Here is a 16917-nt window from a genome sequence, read left to right as displayed (position 1 = left end):
GCTGCTTGCCGAGTTCTGCGGATGTTTCTGGTTTCGTCCCCCCGGACGAGTCCCTTTCTCAAGCGCCGAAAGGAACCAAAGGGCTTGCCCCTGCATCCGGGTTTGGCTCCGCCAAACTACCCTCCCTCCATCGTTGTTACTCGCTTCGCTCGCCCTTCGGGCCGCACTGAAGTGCGTTCGCTGCAAGCAGCGTCCGGGGGCACGGCGCGAGGGGCCATCCATGGCCCCACACGCCTCTCGCGGCATCCATGCCGCTCGTCCCCCTACACAACGATTCCACTCGGCCGCCTGAAGGGGCGCAGTCGCTGCCCCACCTTGTCTGCCCGGTGTCAGGCCCGTGTGGGCTTCAGGATGGTTCGTGCCTCGCCGGCGCGAGTCACCCCTCGCCCTCTGGGAGAGGGGCGGGGGTGAGGGTTGTGTCAGGCTGGCACGGAAGCCTCGAAGGTCTGCACTAGAGCGCTTCCTTCATCGTTGCAACAGCTACCGCAGACATAGCCATTGGAATCGCCCCTACAAGGCCAGCCCTACGGCTTCACCCGCGCTATGCTGGCAGCCCCCAGCGACCCGAACCGGATCTTCTGCCATGTCCGAAACCAGCGCGCTCTTCACCCGCAATTCCGACGCCTATCGCGCCAATCGTCCCACCTACGATCCCACCCTGATTGCCTGGCTCAGCCAACAGGCCCCCGACCTGTCGCTGGCCTGGGACTGCGGTTGCGGCACCGGCCAGGCCACGCAAGACCTTGCCCAGCACTTCCAGCGTGTGGTGGGAACCGATATCAGCGCATCGCAACTGGCCAGGGCCGAGCCGGCAGCCAATATCGACTACCGCTGCGAGCCGGCCGAGCAGACGTCGCTGGCCGACGCCAGTGTGTCGCTGACCCTGGTGGCCCAGGCGCTGCACTGGTTCGACCTGGAGCGCTTCTATGCGGAAGTACGACGCGTCAGCAAACCGGGTGGGCTGCTGGCGGTGATCTCCTACAACCTCACGCAGATCACCCCCGAGGTGGATGCGCTGGTCAGCCACCTCTACCACGATATTCTCGGCAGCTACTGGGCCGAGGAGCGCAAGCACGTGGAGCAGGGCTACCGCACCCTGCCATTCCCCTTCGAACGCATCGAAGTCCCGCCGTTTACCCTGGATGCCGAGTGGGACCTGACGCGTCTGCTGGGCTACCTGGAAAGCTGGTCGGCCCTGGCGACCTACCAGGCCACCCACGGCAGCAACCCCCTCGACCCATTGCGGGAACGCTTCCAGCAGGCCTGGGGCGACCCGGCCAGCACCCGCCGGGTGAGCTGGCCGTTGGTGGTGAATCTGGGACGGGTGAGCTGAAGAGATCGTTGAGGTGAGTTCATCAACGGTAGCAACCCAAGAACGGAATATCGGTTTGGCGCTGCAAGACGTCGGCGGTGGCAAGCCGTTTGAGCAGGAGCACTCATGCACCAGGTTTCACGATTCGCGGTAACCGCAGGACTGGACGCCGAACGCCAACTGCTGGAGCGCATCCAGCAAGGCGAGCAGCAATGCGGGCTGCTGCTCTGGCGGCCGAATGCAGCAGCACTGGTGATGCCGCAGCGGATGAGCCGGCTGGCCGGGTTCGCGGCTGCCGAGGCCGATTGCATGGCGCTCGGCTGGCCCGTCGCCCTGCGCGACAGCGGCGGCGAACCCGTGCCGCAATCGTCGGCGGTACTCAATGTGGCGCTGGCCTATGCCTTGCCACCGCGTGAGAGCGAGCTGACCCGCATCGAGAACGCCTACGTGCGCCTGTGCCAGCCCATGCTCGACTGGTTGTCCGGCATGGGTCTGGAAAGTGGGCTGGGCGAGGTGGACGGCGCTTTCTGCGACGGTCGTTACAACGTCACCGTCTCGGCACGCAAGCTGGTGGGCACCGCCCAGCGCTGGCGCCGTCGCCGCGACGACGGGCGCCATGTGGTCCTGGCCCACGCTGCAGTGCTGATGGAGAACCAGCGTGAGCCCATGGTCGAGGTGGTGAACGCTTTCTATCGTGGCTGCAATCTGGAAGACCGCGTTCGCGCCAGCAGCCACATCGCCCTCGAAGAATGCATAGGGCAGGTCTGGAGCCGGCTTGAGCCCTTGCGCGAGGGCTACCGCCGGACACTGGCCGAGGCCGGGCTGGCGCTGGAATGAGTGGGAGGGGAGAAGGGCCGCTGGTCAGTGAATAGCATTGATTCACATTTGGCGGTAAAAATCACTTGACTGAAGAATGGGAATCATTATTATTCCAATCACTGGCCTCGCGGCCAGCTGGATAAGCTGACAAGCCCAGATTTCGGACTCATCAGATTATCTCCTCATCAGGCTAATCACGGTTATTGACCCGGCAAATTGCCGGGTCTTTTTTTGGGTGCGATTTCTTGCTGGCGCCATTTGCAGAACGGGTGGCGCTCGTGGCCTGGATGCAATCCGGGGGCATTTCCTGGATTTCATCCAGGCTACTGTGCTGTGCAATCCCGAGGCATTGGCACTCATTTGAAGGGGCGAATTCATTCGCCATGCAGGCCGCAGGTCTGCCCATCGGACTTGCAGGGGGGCAGCTTCGCCGGCCTTGGCGATTGAAATCGCCCCTACAGCTCCCGGCGACTTCCGGTATTGGGATCAATGCCCCTTGGCCTTCCTGATCCGCAGGAATATCCCGCCCAGGATCAGCACCACCACCGGCGTCGTCACCAGGATTGCGGTCTTCGCCGAGATATCCAGCCCGAGGGTGTGCAGGCCGCCGTAGAACAGCTTGAACAGGCTCAGCAGGTAGTAGCTGATGGCGATGATGGACAGGCCTTCCACCGCCCTCTGGATCTTGATCTGCGTATCGGCGCGGGCGTTCAGGCTGCGCAGGATTTCCGAGTTCTGCTCTTCCACTTCAACCTGCACCCGCGCCTGCAGCAGGTCGCCCAGGTTGGCGACGCTTTGTCCCAGGCGTACCAGACGCTGGTCAGTGGCGACGCAGTAACGCACGGTGGGGCGGAAGCGGCGCTCGATGAACACGCCCAGACGCTGACAATCGCCGATGTGGGATTCGCGCAACTCGTTGATCCGCTCGAAGACGATCTGCGCGTAGGCTTCGGTGGCGCTGAAGCGCTGCCGGGTGCGTGCGGTGCTGCGCACGATGCGTGCGGAGAGGGCGGCGATATCGGCCGACAGCACCTTGGCGCTGCTCTTTCCCTCGGCGTTGCGGTCGGAAAGGCTGGTCAGCTCCTTGTCGTATTCCTTCAGCTGCAGGCTCACCGCCTGGGCTACCGGCAGGGTGAGGGAGGCCATCATGCGGTAGGTCTCGATCTCCAGCAGGCGGCGGATCATCCGGCCGAGGCGATACGCATTGAGCCGGCGGTTGACCAGCAGGATGCGGTTCACCCCGTCTTCAGTCAGGCGAAAGTCGGACCAGGCGATCGCATCGCCACCGCCCAGGGTGGAGCCTGAAGGGTCCTTGAAACCATAGGCTGACGTCTCGCCGGCCCAGTTCGTCTCGGACTCCACCAGCACCTGGTCGGCGTTGATCAGCAGGTGACGGTAGTCGGCCACCAGGCTTTCCAGTTCGGCAGGTAGCGGTGGCCAGAAGGCGTCGCCCGGTGTGCGCGGTACTACCAGCGTCAGGGTGAAGAACTCAGTGTGGCGTTCCCATTTCAGGGTGTTCTCGCCCATCCGCAGCAGACCCTGGGAGCCGTTGCTCGCCAGCGGTGCGTCAGTGACCTGGTTGAGCCTCTCTACCAGGGCGTCGCAGACGTCCTCGGCATCGGCGAAGGCGAAGTGATAGACGTGGGCCGGATCACGGAAGTAGATCGACGGACGCGAGTGCAGCTCGTTGTGCAGGGCTTTGCGTAGTGGATGCATGGAGACTTCTGCGGGCAGGGAGGTTTTCTTCGATGACGCGGCCCACCTGTGGGGCGGTCACACCCGAGAAGAAGTTGTGACGGGAGTGCCACCGACCCGTCAGGGCGGGTAGCCCTTCAGGCCGGTGGCGACGGGGAGTGGCAGCCGGGCTGCCTGACGACGCGCCGGGGTCTTGTGGACCTCAGGCACGAAACTGCTGCATCAGCCCTTGCTGATGGTTGGCCAGTTCATTGAGTTGGCGACTGACCTGGGCCGACTGCTCGGCCTGGCCGGACAGCGACTCGGTCACGTCGCGGATGGCCTCGACGTTGCGATTGATTTCATCTGCGACGCTGCTTTGCTCCTCGGCGGCACTGGCGATCTGCAAATTCATTTCGGTGATCAGGTTTACGGCGTCGCTGATGCGCTCCAGGGCGGCTACAGCTTGCTGCACCTGGCTGACGTTCTCCTGCGCCAGGCCATGGCTGCCCTGCATGGCCTGGGTCACATCGCGGGTGCCGTTCTGCAGGTTGTCGATCACCTGGCGAATCTCTTCCACGGAGTCCTGGGTGCGCCGCGCCAGGCTGCGCACCTCATCGGCAACCACGGCGAAGCCGCGCCCGGCATCGCCCGCCCGGGCGGCCTCGATGGCGGCATTGAGGGCGAGCAGGTTGGTCTGTCCGGCGATGGAGAGAATGACCTCCAGCACCGAACCGATCTGCTCGCTGCTCTGCGCCAGCGTCTGCAGTTGAGCCATGGCCTCGCTCATGTCCCGCGCCTGGGCATGGATGGCGCGGGTGGTGAGGCTGATCACCTGCAAGCCTTCGCGGCTGGCCTGGTCAGCGTTACGCGCGGCATCGGCGGCCTGGGCAGCGCTCTGGGCCGAGGCGTTGGCGGTGGCGGACATTTCGTGCAGCGCGGTGGCCACCTGATCGATCTCGCGAAACTGCTGCTGCATGCCTTCACTGGTCTGGCGGGCGATCAGGGCCGACTGGTCGGCCGTGTCACGGGCATTGCGCACCGAACCCTGCACCTTGGCGATCACCGGCTGCAGCTTGTCGAGGAAGCGATTGAAGGCCAGCGCCAGGCGGCCCAGCTCGTCGTTTCGGGAGTAGGTCAGACGACGGGTGAGGTCGCCTTCGCCGTCGGCGATGCCGTCCAGCATGGCGGCCAGGCGCAGCAAGGGGCGGGTTACGCCACGGGCGGCCAGCCAGATCAGCGCGACACCGAGCAGAGCGGCGACCGAACCCAGGGCGAACTCCAGTGCTGAGCTTTGCAGGCGCTCGTCATCCATTTGCACTTTCAGGGCTTCGGCAGGGGCCAGCAGCACCGATTGCGGCACGCCCAGCAACACGCCCCAGGGCTTGGCGCCGGCAATGGGGGCGAGGGGTTCCAGCACGCTGATCTGCCCCTGGTCGATAAAGGCGTGGGGCTCGCTGCGGCCGAGAAAGTCGAGGACTTCGGCGGCCTGGTCTGGCAGCACCACCTGCAGGCGCTTGCCGAGCTGGCCGGCATCCTGGCTATGGCCGGCGACCACGCCGGATGGGCTGACGATGCTGACGCGGCCGTTTCCCTCATAGAGTTCGCGGCTGCCGGCCAGGGCGTCCTGTTGCAGGCTGTCGAGGCTGATGTCCAGGCCGATCACGGCCACTACCTTGCCGTTCTCCAACAGCGGGAAGGCGACGCTGGTGACCAGCTTGCGGCTGCCCGAAGACTCGTCGAAGTAGGGTTCCAGCAAGCACAGCTGCCCGCTGTCGCGCGGGCAGGTGAAGAACGCGTTGAAGGGGGCGCCGCTGGGGCCGGGGGAGGTGTCCGACAGCAGTTTTTCGTCGCCCGGCACCGCCTGCAATTCACCGGGTTTCGCCTGCAGCCAATAGAGGGCGAAGCGTCCGGCATCGTTGCTGCCGAGGTCGCCGCGACCACGGAAGTCGCTATCGCGCCCATCGAGGGCATCAGGCTGGAAGATCAGGAACAGGCCGAGCAGATCAGCGCGCTGCTCCACGGCCTTGCGCAGTTCACCGGCCAGTTCGGCCCGCAGGGCTTCGGCGCTCATTTCGCCTCGGGCTGCTTGCTCGCGCAGGTAGAGCAGGTGCCGCGCCAGGCCCAGCCCGTATTCGTGGGTGCGGGTGAAGCTGCGCTGGATCTGCAGCGCCTGCACCTTGCCCTGCGCTTGCAGGTTGAGGCGCGCGGCTTCGGCCAGCATGCGCCCGCTGGAGTCCTTGACCCGCTCGGTGCTGGTGCGGGTCTGGTAGAGCGACAGGCCGACCAGCAGGCCCACCACCAGGATCAGGCAGAGGCTCGCCAGCAGGGTGATCTTGCTTTGGATGCTGAGGCTAGGGCTGGACATGGACGCGGTCGCTTGGAGAAGCCGGGGCGTTGCCGCCCCGGATGGATTCAGAAGACGGTGACGAACACCAGTTGGCTGTAGAGGTTGCTGTCGTCGCCGCCGAGCTGGGTGCCGCCTTCGTCCGCACTGCGGTCGGGCTTGTAGAGGCCGACCACGGGCATGACGATCAGGTTTTCACTCACTGCCCATTCGGCGTAGAGGTCCACCTCGCTGCCATCGAAGTTGCCCAGGTCGCGGTCCAGGGTGTTGAAGTCGAACCACAGCGCGCCAAGGCTCAGGTTCTCCAGCGGCGTCACCTTGAAGGCAACGTGGTGGACCTGGGTGTTGGAGTTGAACGGGCCGGCGTAGTTGCCCGCCACCTCGCCCTGGAACCAGGTGCCGTAGCCACGGCTGAAGCCGGTGAACAGCGGGTCGTAACCTTCCGAGAAGCGGCTGTAGCGGTAGTTCACGCTCGGGCTCCAGGCCACGTCGGAGAAGGTCCAGCCGGCTTCCAGGTACCAGGCGTTCTCGTCGTCGACGTTTTTCTTGTCCTGCCAGGCGTACTCGCCGGAGAGGAACAGGTTCTCCACCCCGGCATTGCCCTGGCCGCGCAGGCTGTAGGTCTTCATGCCGTCGCGTTCGGCCTGGAAGGGCGAGGCGAACTCTTCATCGATATCGCGGATATCGATGAATGTCAGGCCCAGGGTGCCGGCCTCGGATACGTGCTCCAGGGTGCCCACCAGCAGCTCGGGCTTGGCTTGGGCGCGGTTGTCGGATTTCAGCCACATCAGGTCGCCGCGCAGGCCGTCCTTGCCGCCGAGGCGCAGGATGGCGGTCTGGTCGAACGCCTTGCGTGCCGCCAGCCAGTAGGCACCGCCACGGTTGAACTCGCCATCGGCAAGACCTTTGCCGAGGTTGAGGGCATCGCCATTGATGAGGAAGCCGTCGCCGACCATGACGTTCTGGCGGCCGAAGGAGAAGTCCACACCGTCTTCGCCCAGGGCCTCGAACAACTGGCCGGAGCGCCAGCCGAGGTAGGCGTCTTCGATCTTGGTGGTGCGCTCGGAGCCATCAGTGAAGCCAGCCGCGTCGCCGTCACCCCAGGTGCCGGAGCTGAGCAGGTTGAAGGCGCCATAGCCGGTGCCGGCCCCCGCCAGCCCCTGGTCGAAGCTGATGCCGTACTTGGCATAGCCCTCGCGCCAGGACGACGACCCTTCGCTCTTCGAGCCAGCGGTGGCGTAGTTTTCCTGGCTGTGGAAGAAGCCGTACACGGCCTCCAGGGTGGCGTTCAGGTGGGTGTCGTCGTCGGCGTAGAGCTCATAGGCACCCGCGTGGGTAGCGGCACCCACCAGCAGCGCCAGGGTGGAAAGTCGGAACAGGTTCGACCGGGACATGGCAAGGCTTCCTTCTTCTTGGTATTGGCAGCGGAGCGTTTCTGCGACCGGATACTAAGGAGTTGCCGTGCACTGGCCTTGTGCCTGCTTGCCAAGGGCTTGATGCTGCGTGCCAGATTCGGGGGCTGTGCGTTGTAGGGGTGAATTCATTCGCTATGTCTGCGTTAGCAGTTGCGAGAGATTCACCATCGGGCCAAGAGCCTTGTAGGAGCTGGCTTGCCAGCGAAACGGAGCCATTCGCTGGCAAGCCAGCTCCTACGGGCAAAGCAGCTGCTTGCAACATGTTATGCAGACAGAACCAATTCATTCGCCAAGGGCGGCGCAGCTGCCCCGCTGTCTTGCACTGGCGGACCTGCGGTCCGCTTGGCGATTGAAATCGCCCCTACAGAACGCGAATCGTCCGAGCAGGCAAAAAAAACCGGCCCTAAGGCCGGTCGTAATCTCACGCAGCGACTCGGTTCACATGGCTCAAGGGCGTTTCAGCACCAGGGTGAGGATGTCGTAGCTGGCCACCAGCTCGCCGTTCTGGTTGGTGACCTCCACGTCCCAGGCCACGACACCTTGCGGCTCGCCCTTGGGGCTCTTCTTGCCCTGGTCGATCTTGCGCTTGCAGGTCAGGCGCGCCTGGATGGTGTCGCCGATGCCCACTGGGGTGATGAAGCGCAGGCTGTCCAAACCGTAGTTGGCCAGCACCGGGCCGGGGGCCGGGGAGACGAACAGGCCGGCGGCGGCGGAGAGCACGAAGTAGCCGTGGGCGATGCGCTTGCCGAACTGGGATTCCTTGGCGGCCAGTTCGTCGAAGTGCATGTAGAAGTGGTCGCCCGACAGGCAGCCGAAGTTGACGATGTCGGCCTCGGTGACGGTACGGCGGTGGGTCAGCAGGGATTCGCCGATCTGCAGCTCGTCGAAGTAGCGGCGGAACGGGTGTACTTCGGTCTCGACCACCTTGGCGCCACGCACGTATTCGCCGGTGACGGCGGCCAGCATGGTGGGCGAACCCTGGACGGCGGCGCGTTGCAGGTAGTGCTTCACCGCGCGCAGGCCGCCCAGTTCCTCGCCACCACCGGCGCGGCCAGGACCGCCGTGCTTGAGCACCGGCAGCGGTGAGCCGTGGCCAGTGGATTCGGCGGCGGCTTCGCGGTCGAGGATGTGCAGGCGACCGTGCAGGGCGGCGGCTTGCGGTACCACGTGGGCAGCGACGGTCGGGTCCTTGGTGACCAGGCTGGCCACCAGGCTGCCCTTGCCACGGGCGGCCAGGGCGATGGCTTCGTCGATGTCGTCGTAGGCCATCAGGGTGCTCACCGGGCCGAAGGCCTCGATGTCGTGGGCACCGCCTTCGGCGTGCGGATCACGGGCGCGCAGCAGGGTGGGGGCGAAGAAGGCGCCTTCGCTCACGCCCTCACCGCGCGGGGCGAAGCCGTCACGGGCGCCGAACAGCAGGTCGCTGCTGGCCAGCAGGGCGTCCAGGCGCTCGGCCACGTCGGCCTGCTGGGCATGGGACGCCAGCGCGCCCATCTTCACGCCTTCCACGGCGGGGTCGCCGATCACGATTTTGGACAGACGCTCGCGCAGGCGCTCGGCCACGGCGTCGATGTGCTTTGCCGGGACGATGGCACGGCGGATGGCGGTGCACTTCTGGCCAGCCTTCACGGTCATCTCGCGGGCCACTTCCTTGACGAAGAGGTCGAACTCCGGATCGTCCGGGGTGATTTCCGGGGCGAGGATGGCGCAGTTCAGCGAGTCCGCTTCGGCGTTGAAGGGGATGGAGTTGCGAATCAGGTTGGCGTTCACGCGCAGCTTGGCGGCGGTGTCGGCCGAACCGGTGAAGGTCACCACGTCCTGGCCCTGCAGGCGGTCCAGCAGGTCGCCGGTGCTGCCGATGATCAGCTGCAGGCTGCCTTCCGGCAGCAGGCCGGATTCATGCATCAGGCGCACGGCGGCTTCGGTCAGGTAGCTGGTCGCGGTGGCGGGTTTGACGATGCACGGCATACCGGCGAGGAAGCTCGGGGCGAACTTCTCCAGCATCCCCCAGATCGGGAAGTTGAACGCGTTGATGTGCACGGCCAGGCCGCCGCGCGGCACCAGGATGTGGGTGCCAACAAAGGTGCCCTGCTTGCCCAGCGGCATGGCCGGGCCTTCATGAACGATGTTGCCCGATGGCAGCTCGCGGGCGCCGACGCCGGCGTAGCTGAACAGGGTGCTGGTGCCGCCCTCGATGTCGATCCAGCTGTCGGCACGGGTGGCGCCGCTGTGGCGGGACAGCGCGTAGAGCTGTTCCTTGCGCTCGTTGAGGTAAAGCGCCAGGGCCTTGAGGCGCGCCGCACGCTGCTGGAAGTCCAGGGCCATGAGGCTGGCGATGCCGCGTTTGCGGCCGTGCTCGATGGCTTCGGAGAAGTCCAGGGCTTCCTCGTGGGCGCGGGCGATAGTGCCGCCGTCGATGGCACTGCGCAGTGCCTGAGCGCCTTGCTGGCCGATCCAGCGGCCGGCGATGAAGCTTTGCAGGGTAGTGGCTTGGGTCATCGGATGTTCTCTGCGGAGTAAGTAGGTGAAAGGGGCGCGCTCAATGGCGCGCGGCGCCGGCTGCGCCGATTCCGGTCATGGAACGGATGAACTGCGCCAGGTAGCGGCCACGTTCTTCCCTGGCACGCTCGGAGGCATCGGTCACCGAGAGCAGCCAGGCACTGAAGAAGGCCATGCCCATGGAGAACAGCGCCGGGTTGGAGTACGGGAACAGCGCCGTGTCGTGATGCAGCACGTTGACCCAGACGGCCGGGCTCAACACCAGCAGGACGATGGCGGACAGCAGGCCCATCACGCTGCCGGCCACGGCGCCACGGGTGGTCAGGCCCTTCCAGAACATGGAGAGGAACAGCACCGGGAAGTTGACCGATGCGGCGATGGCCAGCACCAGGCCGGAAAGGAAGGCAATGTTCTGCGACTCGAACAACAGGCCGAGGATTACCGCCAGCGCGCCGATGCAGAGGGTGGCGATGCGCGACACGCGCATTTCCTCGCGCTCGCTGGCGCGGCCCTTGCGGATCACACAGGCATACAGGTCGTGAGAGACGGCCGAGGCGCCGGACAGTGCCAGGCCAGCGACCACCGCCAGGATGGTGGCGAAGGCCACGGCGGAGATGAAGCCGAGGAACAGGCTGCCGCCCACCGCGTGGGACAGGTGCACCGCGACCATGTTGCCGCCGCCGATGATGGCGCCGGCCGCGTCGCGGAATTCCGGGTTGGTGCCGACCATCACGATGGAGCCGAAGCCGACCACGATCAGCAGCAGGTAGAAGTAGCCGATGAAGCCGGTGGCGTAGAAGACCGACTTGCGGGCTTCCTTGGCATCGCTGACGGTGAAGAAGCGCATCAGGATGTGCGGCAAGCCGGCGGTGCCGAACATCATGCCCAGCCCCAGGGAAATCGCGTCGATGGGGTTCGACAGCAACCCGCCCGGCGCCATGATGGCGGTGCCCTTGGCGTGTACCGAGGTGGCGGCGGCGAACATGGACTCCACGCTGAAACCGAAGTGCTTGAGCACCATGAACGCCATGAAGCTGGTGCCCGAAAGCAGCAGCACGGCCTTGATGATCTGCACCCAGGTGGTGGCCAGCATGCCGCCGAAGGTCACGTAGCAGACCATCAGCACGCCCACCAGCATCACGGCCTGGGTGTAGGAGAGGCCGAACAGCAGTTCGATCAGCTTGCCGGCGCCGACCATCTGCGCCACCAGGTACATCAGCGCCACGGTCAGGGTGCCGAAGGCGGCGGTGATGCGAATCGGGGTCTGCTCCAGGCGATAGGACACTACGTCGGCGAAGGTGTACTTGCCGAGGTTGCGCAGGCGTTCGGCGATCAGGAACAGGATGATCGGCCAGCCGGCGAGCACGCCCAGGGCGTAGAGCAGGCCGTCGTAGCCGTTCATGAACATCATCGCGGAGATGCCGAGGAAGGACGCTGCGCTGATCATGTCGCCGGCAATCGCCAGGCCGTTCTGGAAGCCGGTGAGACCGCCGCCTGCGGTATAGAAGTCGGCGGTCGAACGGGTGCGCAGGGCGGCCCAGCGGGTGATGCCGAGGGTGAAGAGCACGAACGCCAGGAACATGTAGATGGCGTTCCAGTTCAGCGGACGCGCGGCTGCATCGGCGGCGAAGGCGCTTTCCGTGACCAGCAGGCCAGCGGTAAGCAGCAGGGAGGCGAGGGCTTTCATTGGCTGCACTCCTGCTTGAGCTTGTCGTTCAACGGATCGAGCTGGCTGTTGGTGCGCTTGACGTAGATGCCGGTCAGCGCAAAGGAAAGCAGGATGATGACCACGCCGACCAGCATGCCCACGCTGGTGACACCACCATTGAGCGATTGGCCGAGTACGCCAGGGGCGAAGGCCACCAGCAGCACGAAGCCGTAGTAGATGGCCAGCATGGCGGCGGTCAGGGACCAGGTCAGGCGCTGCTTGCGACGGACCAGCTGGATGAAATCCGGATGCTGCCGGATGCGATCGAGGTCGTGCGGGGTCATGGCTGCTCTCTCTTTTTGTGTTTGTCGAGGCGCCCGTTCAACGGCCGACGGCAAGGCCGCTTGTGTCGAACGGGGTACTGCGGGTGCTGCTTTTTTGTCTTTTTCGGTGGGCTGAAGCCCACCCTACGATTTGGCACGGTTGGCTGTAGGGTGGGCTTCAGCCCACCAAACAACGTTTCACCTACGCATCGTCAGAGCTGGTCGAAGTCCAGGACTACCTTCTCGCTGAGCGGGAAGGTCTGGCACGACAGCACGTAGCCGGCGGCCACTTCGTAGTCCTCCAGGGCGAAGTTGCTGTCCATCTCCACCTCGCCCTCGATCACCTTGCACTTGCAGGTGGAGCACACACCGGCCTTGCAGGAGTAGGGCAGTTCCAGACCCTGGGCGTTACCGGCGTCGAGCACGCTGGCGCTGTTGCGCGGCAGCTCGAAGGTCAGTTCGCGGCCATCGCTGATCACGGTGACCTGGCTCACGGCACTGTCCACACTGCGGGCGGCTTCGCGGGCTTCACGCTTGGCGCTGCTGCCGGCGGCGGCGAACAGCTCGAAGTGGATGCGTTCGGTGGACATACCGTTGGCCTTGAGCTGGTCGCGCACGGTCTCGGTCATCGCCTGCGGGCCGCAGATGAAGGCGGCGTCCAGGGCCTTGACGTCGATCCAGCGGGAGAACAGCTGGCCGCATTTGTCGGCGTCGATCCGGCCGTTGTAGAGGTCCACGTCCTGCTGCTCGCGGCTGAACACGAAGATCAGGTTGAGGCGCTGCAGATAGCGGTTCTTCAGGTCTTCCAGTTGCTCGCGGAACAGCGCCGAGGCACTGGAGCGATTGCCGTAGAGCAGGGTGAAGCGGCTGTGGGGCTCGCTTTCCAGGGTGGTCTTGATGATCGACAGGATCGGCGTGATGCCACTGCCGGCCGCCACCGCCAGGTAGTTGCCGTGGCGCGCGGCGTCCAGTTCCACGAAGAAGTGGCCGGACGGCGGCATCACGTCCAGGCTATGGCCGGCTTTCAGGCTGTCGTTGGCAAAGGCGGAGAAACGGCCGCCTGCCACGCGCTTGATCGCCACCCGCAGCTCGCCGTCGTTGACGCCGGTGCAGATGGAGTAGGAGCGGCGTACTTCCTCGCCATCCATCTGGGTGCGCATTACCAGATGCTGGCCCTGGGTGAAGTGGAAGGTTTCGGCCAGGCCTTCGGGAATGTCGAAGGCGATGGACACCGCGTCGCGGGTTTCCGGACGTACTTCTTTGATTGTCAGGCTGTGGAACTTGCTCATCTTGGTCGTCTCCGGTGGCAAGCCACTCAGATGCACTTGAAATAGTCGAACGGCTCTAGGCAGTCGCGGCAGCGGTACAACGCTTTGCACGCAGTGGAGCCAAACTGGCTGAGCAGTTCTGTATGGGCGCTGCCGCATTGCGGGCAGCACACTTCCGGGGATTCGCCCAGCAGGCTGCGCTTGCTGGTGCTGCCCGCCGGCGGGGCGATACCGTAGGCGCGCAGGCGCTCGCGGCCCTCAAGGCTGATCCAGTCAGTGGTCCAGGCCGGGTTCAGGCGGCGCTCCAGCTTCGGCGCGGCGAAGCCGGCGCCTTCCAGGGCCTGCTCGATGTCGTGCTCGATCACCTCGGTGGCCGGGCAGCCCGAGTAGGTCGGGGTGACGACCACATGCAAGTGGCCGTCATGCCAGTCGAGGCCACGGACGATGCCGAGGTCGACCACGCTGACCACCGGCACTTCCGGGTCCATCACCTCGCCCAGTACCGACCAGGCGCGCGCCAGATCATCTGGCGCGCCAGCCCGGGCGCCACGGTCGCTGGCGATCAGCTCACCAGGACGCATCGGGGTGGGCCCGCTGGAGAAACTGCATTTCGGCCAGCAGCAGGCCGAGGTGCTCGGTATGCAGGCCGCGCTTGCCGGACAGGTAGAAGTAGCTGGCCGGCTCCGGCATCGGCAGGGTGGCGCTGGCGAAAATGTCGGCGACCTTGGATTTCCAGGCGGCAGCGATCTCTGCCGGGTTCGGCGCAATGACGGCCTCGAACAGGCGCTGCTCAACCTCATCGCCATTCACCAGTTCGACGGTGAAGCGCCATACATCGCGAATGGCCGCCAGCATGCGTCGGTGGCTTTCCTCAGTGCCGTCGCCCAGGCGCTCGACCCATTCGCTGGAGCGGCGCAGGTGGTAGGTGACTTCCTTCAGGGCCTTGGCGGCGATGCCGGCAATGCGCTCGTCGCTGGACTGGCTCAGGCCGTGCAGCACCTGGAAGTGCCAGGCGTCGTAGAAGAACTGCTTGGTAATGGTCACGGCGTAGTCGCCGTTGGGTTGCTCCACCAGCAGCAGGTTGCGGTAGGCGCGCTCGTCACGGCGGAAGGCCAGGTGGTCGGCGTCACGGCCGTCGGCAATCAGCTCGGCGGCGTAGTCCAGCCAGTTGCGGGCCTGGCCCACCAGGTCGAGGCCGACGTTCATCAGTGCCAGTTCTTCTTCCAGCGCTGGGGCATGGCCGCACCATTCGCACAGGCGCTGGCCCTGGATCAGGGCGCTGTCGCCGAGGCGCAGCAGGTATTGGATGAGGTCTTCGCGTTGAGTCATGGCAGCGGCCTCACATGTGGCCGACTTCAGACGGCAGCTCGTAAAAGCTGGCGTGGCGATAGACCTTGTCCTGGGACGGGTCGAACAGCGGCTCTTTCTCGTCCGGCGAGGAAGCGGTGATCAGCGCGGACGGCACCACCCAGAGGCTCACACCTTCGTTGCGGCGGGTGTACAGCTCGCGGGCGTTCTCGATGGCCATGCGCGCGTCGGCGGCATGCACGCTGCCGACGTGTTTGTGGTTCAGGCCGTGCTTGCTGCGCACGAAGACTTCAAAAAGGGTCCATTCAGACATGGCAGGAATCTCCAGCTCAGGGGCAGGTCAAGCGACGTTCGCTTTGCGTTGTTGTTTTCGGGCGTGGGCTACCGCGGCTTCGCGGACCCAGGCGCCGTCTTCGATGGCTTTGCGGCGGGTGGCGACGCGCTCGACGTTGCACGGGCCGTTGCCCTTGAGCACTTCGTAGAACTCTTCCCACTGGATTTCGCCGAAATCGTAGTGGCCGCGTTCCTCGTTCCACTTCAGGTGCGGGTCCGGGGCGGTGCAGCCGAGTAGCTCCAGCTGCGGCACGGTCTGGTCGATGAAGCGCTGGCGCAGTTCGTCGTTGCTCTGGCGCTTGATCTTCCAGGCCATGGACTGGGCGCTGTTGGGGGAGTCGGCGTCGCTCGGGCCGAACATCATCAGCGACGGCCACCAGAGGCGGTTGATGGCGTCCTGGACCATGTCCTTCTGGGCCTGGGTGCCGTGACGCATCATGTGCAGGAGGATTTCGTAGCCCTGGCGCTGGTGGAAGGACTCTTCCTTGCAGATGCGGATCATGGCGCGGGAGTACGGGCCATAAGAGGTGCGCTGCAGCACCACCTGGTTGACGATGGCCGCGCCATCCACCAGCCAGCCTACGGCGCCCATGTCGGCCCAGCTCAGGGTCGGGTAGTTGAAGATGCTCGAGTACTTGGCGCGGCCCGAGTGCAGCTTGGCGATCTCTGCGTCACGGTCAGCGCCCAGGGTTTCCATGGCGCTGTAGAGGTAGAGGCCGTGACCCGCTTCGTCCTGGATCTTGGCCATCAGCTGCAGCTTGCGCTTCAGGGTCGGTGCACGGGTCACCCAGTTGCCCTCCGGCAGCATGCCGACGATCTCGGAGTGGGCGTGCTGGGAAATCTGGCGGATCAAGGTCTGCCGGTAAGCATCCGGCATCCAGTTCTTCGCCTCGATCTTGATTTCCGCGTCGATCTTTTCCTGGAAGGCGCGTTCCTCGGGGGACATCTCCTCCAGCGCCTTGATGCGCTTCACGCCGGTCTCAACCAATTGTGCGTACATGCCGTTCTCCAGCCATGCAGGGTTCGTGGGGTGGCTTGGCCATGGCGCTATTTTTAAATGATACGAAATCAAATATCAAACACTAAAACGTGTATCGAATATGATTTTTGTATCGCTTGCGGGGGAAGCGGCAACGAGGGGCAGGAATAAGGCGTCAGGCCGCACGGCTTCCGGGTGGAAGCAGATCTGGTCTGGACTGGGTAGGGAAGGCTGGGGAATGACTGTGGTAGACGCGGTGCGGCTGACTCTTGCACCTGAATCTGCTTTGGCAGAAGGCGGTTGGGGACGTATCGGGTTATCTGATACAGAAAACTATGTTATGCATCGCTGTGTGATTACATTGTGTCGGGTTGCTCATCGAACTACGGCTGGATTTCGAGCTTCCGGGGTGGCGGGGCGCGCTGCTTGCTGCAGCGTTTTGTCGGGGGCGAACCTTGGGTCCGCTTGGCGATTGAAATCGCCCCTACAGGGTTTGTGCCCGGAATCGCCCCCACAGGGTTCGTTCCCGGAATCGGATTGTTCCTTGTAGGGGCCAATTCATTGGCTATGTCTGCGTTAGCTGTTGCAAAGTTGATTTAAGCGCTCTAGCGCAGGCATTCCAGGCTTTCTGGCCAGCCTGACGCAGCCCTCATCCGAACGCGGCCCGCCCCGGCCCCTCTCCCAGAGGGAGAGGGGTGACTCGCGCCGGAGAGGCACGAACCATTCTGAAGCCCACACGGGCCTGATATCGGGCAGACGAGGTGGGGCAGCGACTGCGCCCCTTCAGGAGGCCGAGCAGAATCGTTGTGTAGGGGGGGCGAGCGGCATGGATGCCGCGAGAGGCGTGTGGGGCCATGGATGGCCCCTCGCGCCGTGCCCCCGGAGCAACGATGGAGCGAGGGAACCCCGGCGAAGCCGGGGCCGGATGCAGGGGCAAGCCCTTTGGTTCCTTTCTGGCGTTTGAGAAAGGGACTCGCCTGGGAAGGCGAAAC

The 16917-nt window shown here is 64.8% G+C and carries 12 protein-coding genes and 2 pseudogenes; 2 read left to right on the top strand and 12 right to left on the bottom strand.

Annotated features, from left to right (window positions below):
* Positions 1-583: 583 nt before the first annotated feature.
* Both FFS60_RS27245 and FFS60_RS27240 read left to right on the top strand, forming a co-directional pair.
* Positions 584-1333: a class I SAM-dependent methyltransferase gene (locus FFS60_RS27245; protein WP_137823759.1), complete on the top strand. Its 750-nt coding sequence runs from the start codon at positions 584-586 to the stop codon at positions 1331-1333.
* A 105-nt stretch (positions 1334-1438) separates the two neighbouring features.
* On the top strand, positions 1439-2149 hold the full coding sequence (locus FFS60_RS27240) for a lipoate--protein ligase family protein (protein ID WP_137823758.1): 711 nt from the start codon (positions 1439-1441) through the stop codon (positions 2147-2149).
* A 468-nt stretch (positions 2150-2617) separates the two neighbouring features.
* On the opposite strand, the gene FFS60_RS27235 is transcribed toward FFS60_RS27240, so the two are convergent.
* The 12 genes and pseudogenes from FFS60_RS27235 to paaA all read right to left on the bottom strand — a co-directional run bounded on the left by FFS60_RS27235 (position 2618) and on the right by paaA (position 15946).
* On the bottom strand, positions 2618-3847 hold the full coding sequence (locus FFS60_RS27235; RefSeq protein WP_028627336.1) for a DUF3422 domain-containing protein: 1230 nt from the start codon (positions 3845-3847) through the stop codon (positions 2618-2620).
* A 181-nt stretch (positions 3848-4028) separates the two neighbouring features.
* Positions 4029-4553, bottom strand: a pseudogene (locus tag FFS60_RS29540) (methyl-accepting chemotaxis protein); the annotation flags it as partial.
* Between the two features lie 333 nt (positions 4554-4886).
* Positions 4887-5879, bottom strand: a pseudogene (locus FFS60_RS29535) (HAMP domain-containing protein); the annotation flags it as partial.
* A 341-nt stretch (positions 5880-6220) separates the two neighbouring features.
* Positions 6221-7546 (bottom strand): hypothetical protein, encoded by a 1326-nt coding sequence (locus tag FFS60_RS27225; protein WP_137823756.1) that lies wholly within the window; start codon positions 7544-7546, stop codon positions 6221-6223.
* A gap of 468 nt (positions 7547-8014) precedes the next feature.
* Positions 8015-10066 carry a phenylacetic acid degradation bifunctional protein PaaZ gene (gene paaZ / locus FFS60_RS27220; protein WP_137823755.1) on the bottom strand — a complete coding sequence of 684 codons (2052 nt, stop codon included), beginning with the start codon at positions 10064-10066 and terminating at the stop codon, positions 8015-8017.
* 40 nt (positions 10067-10106) lie between these two features.
* The gene (locus tag FFS60_RS27215) at positions 10107-11753 is read right to left on the bottom strand and encodes a cation acetate symporter (RefSeq protein WP_137823754.1); all 1647 of its coding nucleotides are present in this window, start codon (positions 11751-11753) and stop codon (positions 10107-10109) included.
* Positions 11750-12058: a DUF485 domain-containing protein gene (locus FFS60_RS27210; protein ID WP_028627341.1), complete on the bottom strand. Its 309-nt coding sequence runs from the start codon at positions 12056-12058 to the stop codon at positions 11750-11752. Before FFS60_RS27210 ends, FFS60_RS27215 begins: the two co-directional genes overlap by 4 nt.
* A 191-nt stretch (positions 12059-12249) precedes the next feature.
* Positions 12250-13326: a 1,2-phenylacetyl-CoA epoxidase subunit PaaE gene (paaE, locus tag FFS60_RS27205; protein ID WP_028627342.1), complete on the bottom strand. Its 1077-nt coding sequence runs from the start codon at positions 13324-13326 to the stop codon at positions 12250-12252.
* A gap of 26 nt (positions 13327-13352) precedes the next feature.
* A complete protein-coding gene (gene paaD, locus FFS60_RS27200; RefSeq protein WP_137823753.1) occupies positions 13353-13886 on the bottom strand; it encodes a 1,2-phenylacetyl-CoA epoxidase subunit PaaD in 534 nt (177 codons plus the stop codon).
* A complete protein-coding gene (gene paaC, locus FFS60_RS27195) occupies positions 13873-14634 on the bottom strand; it encodes a 1,2-phenylacetyl-CoA epoxidase subunit PaaC (RefSeq protein ID WP_137823752.1) in 762 nt (253 codons plus the stop codon). The genes paaD and paaC overlap by 14 nt, the downstream gene beginning before the upstream one ends.
* 10 nt (positions 14635-14644) lie before the next feature.
* Complete coding sequence (paaB, locus tag FFS60_RS27190; protein WP_137823751.1) at positions 14645-14926, bottom strand: 1,2-phenylacetyl-CoA epoxidase subunit PaaB; 282 nt, start codon at positions 14924-14926, stop codon at positions 14645-14647.
* 27 nt (positions 14927-14953) lie between these two features.
* Entirely contained in the window at positions 14954-15946 is a 993-nt protein-coding gene (paaA, locus tag FFS60_RS27185) for a 1,2-phenylacetyl-CoA epoxidase subunit PaaA (protein ID WP_028627345.1), read from the bottom strand.
* Positions 15947-16917: the final 971 nt, after the last annotated feature.

The sequence above is a fragment of the Pseudomonas sp. D(2018) genome, from assembly GCF_005502555.1.
In the GTDB taxonomy this organism is placed as follows: domain Bacteria; phylum Pseudomonadota; class Gammaproteobacteria; order Pseudomonadales; family Pseudomonadaceae; genus Metapseudomonas; species Metapseudomonas resinovorans.
The sequence above is the reverse complement of the archived record's forward strand: the minus strand, read 5'-3'. Positions and strand labels throughout refer to the sequence as shown.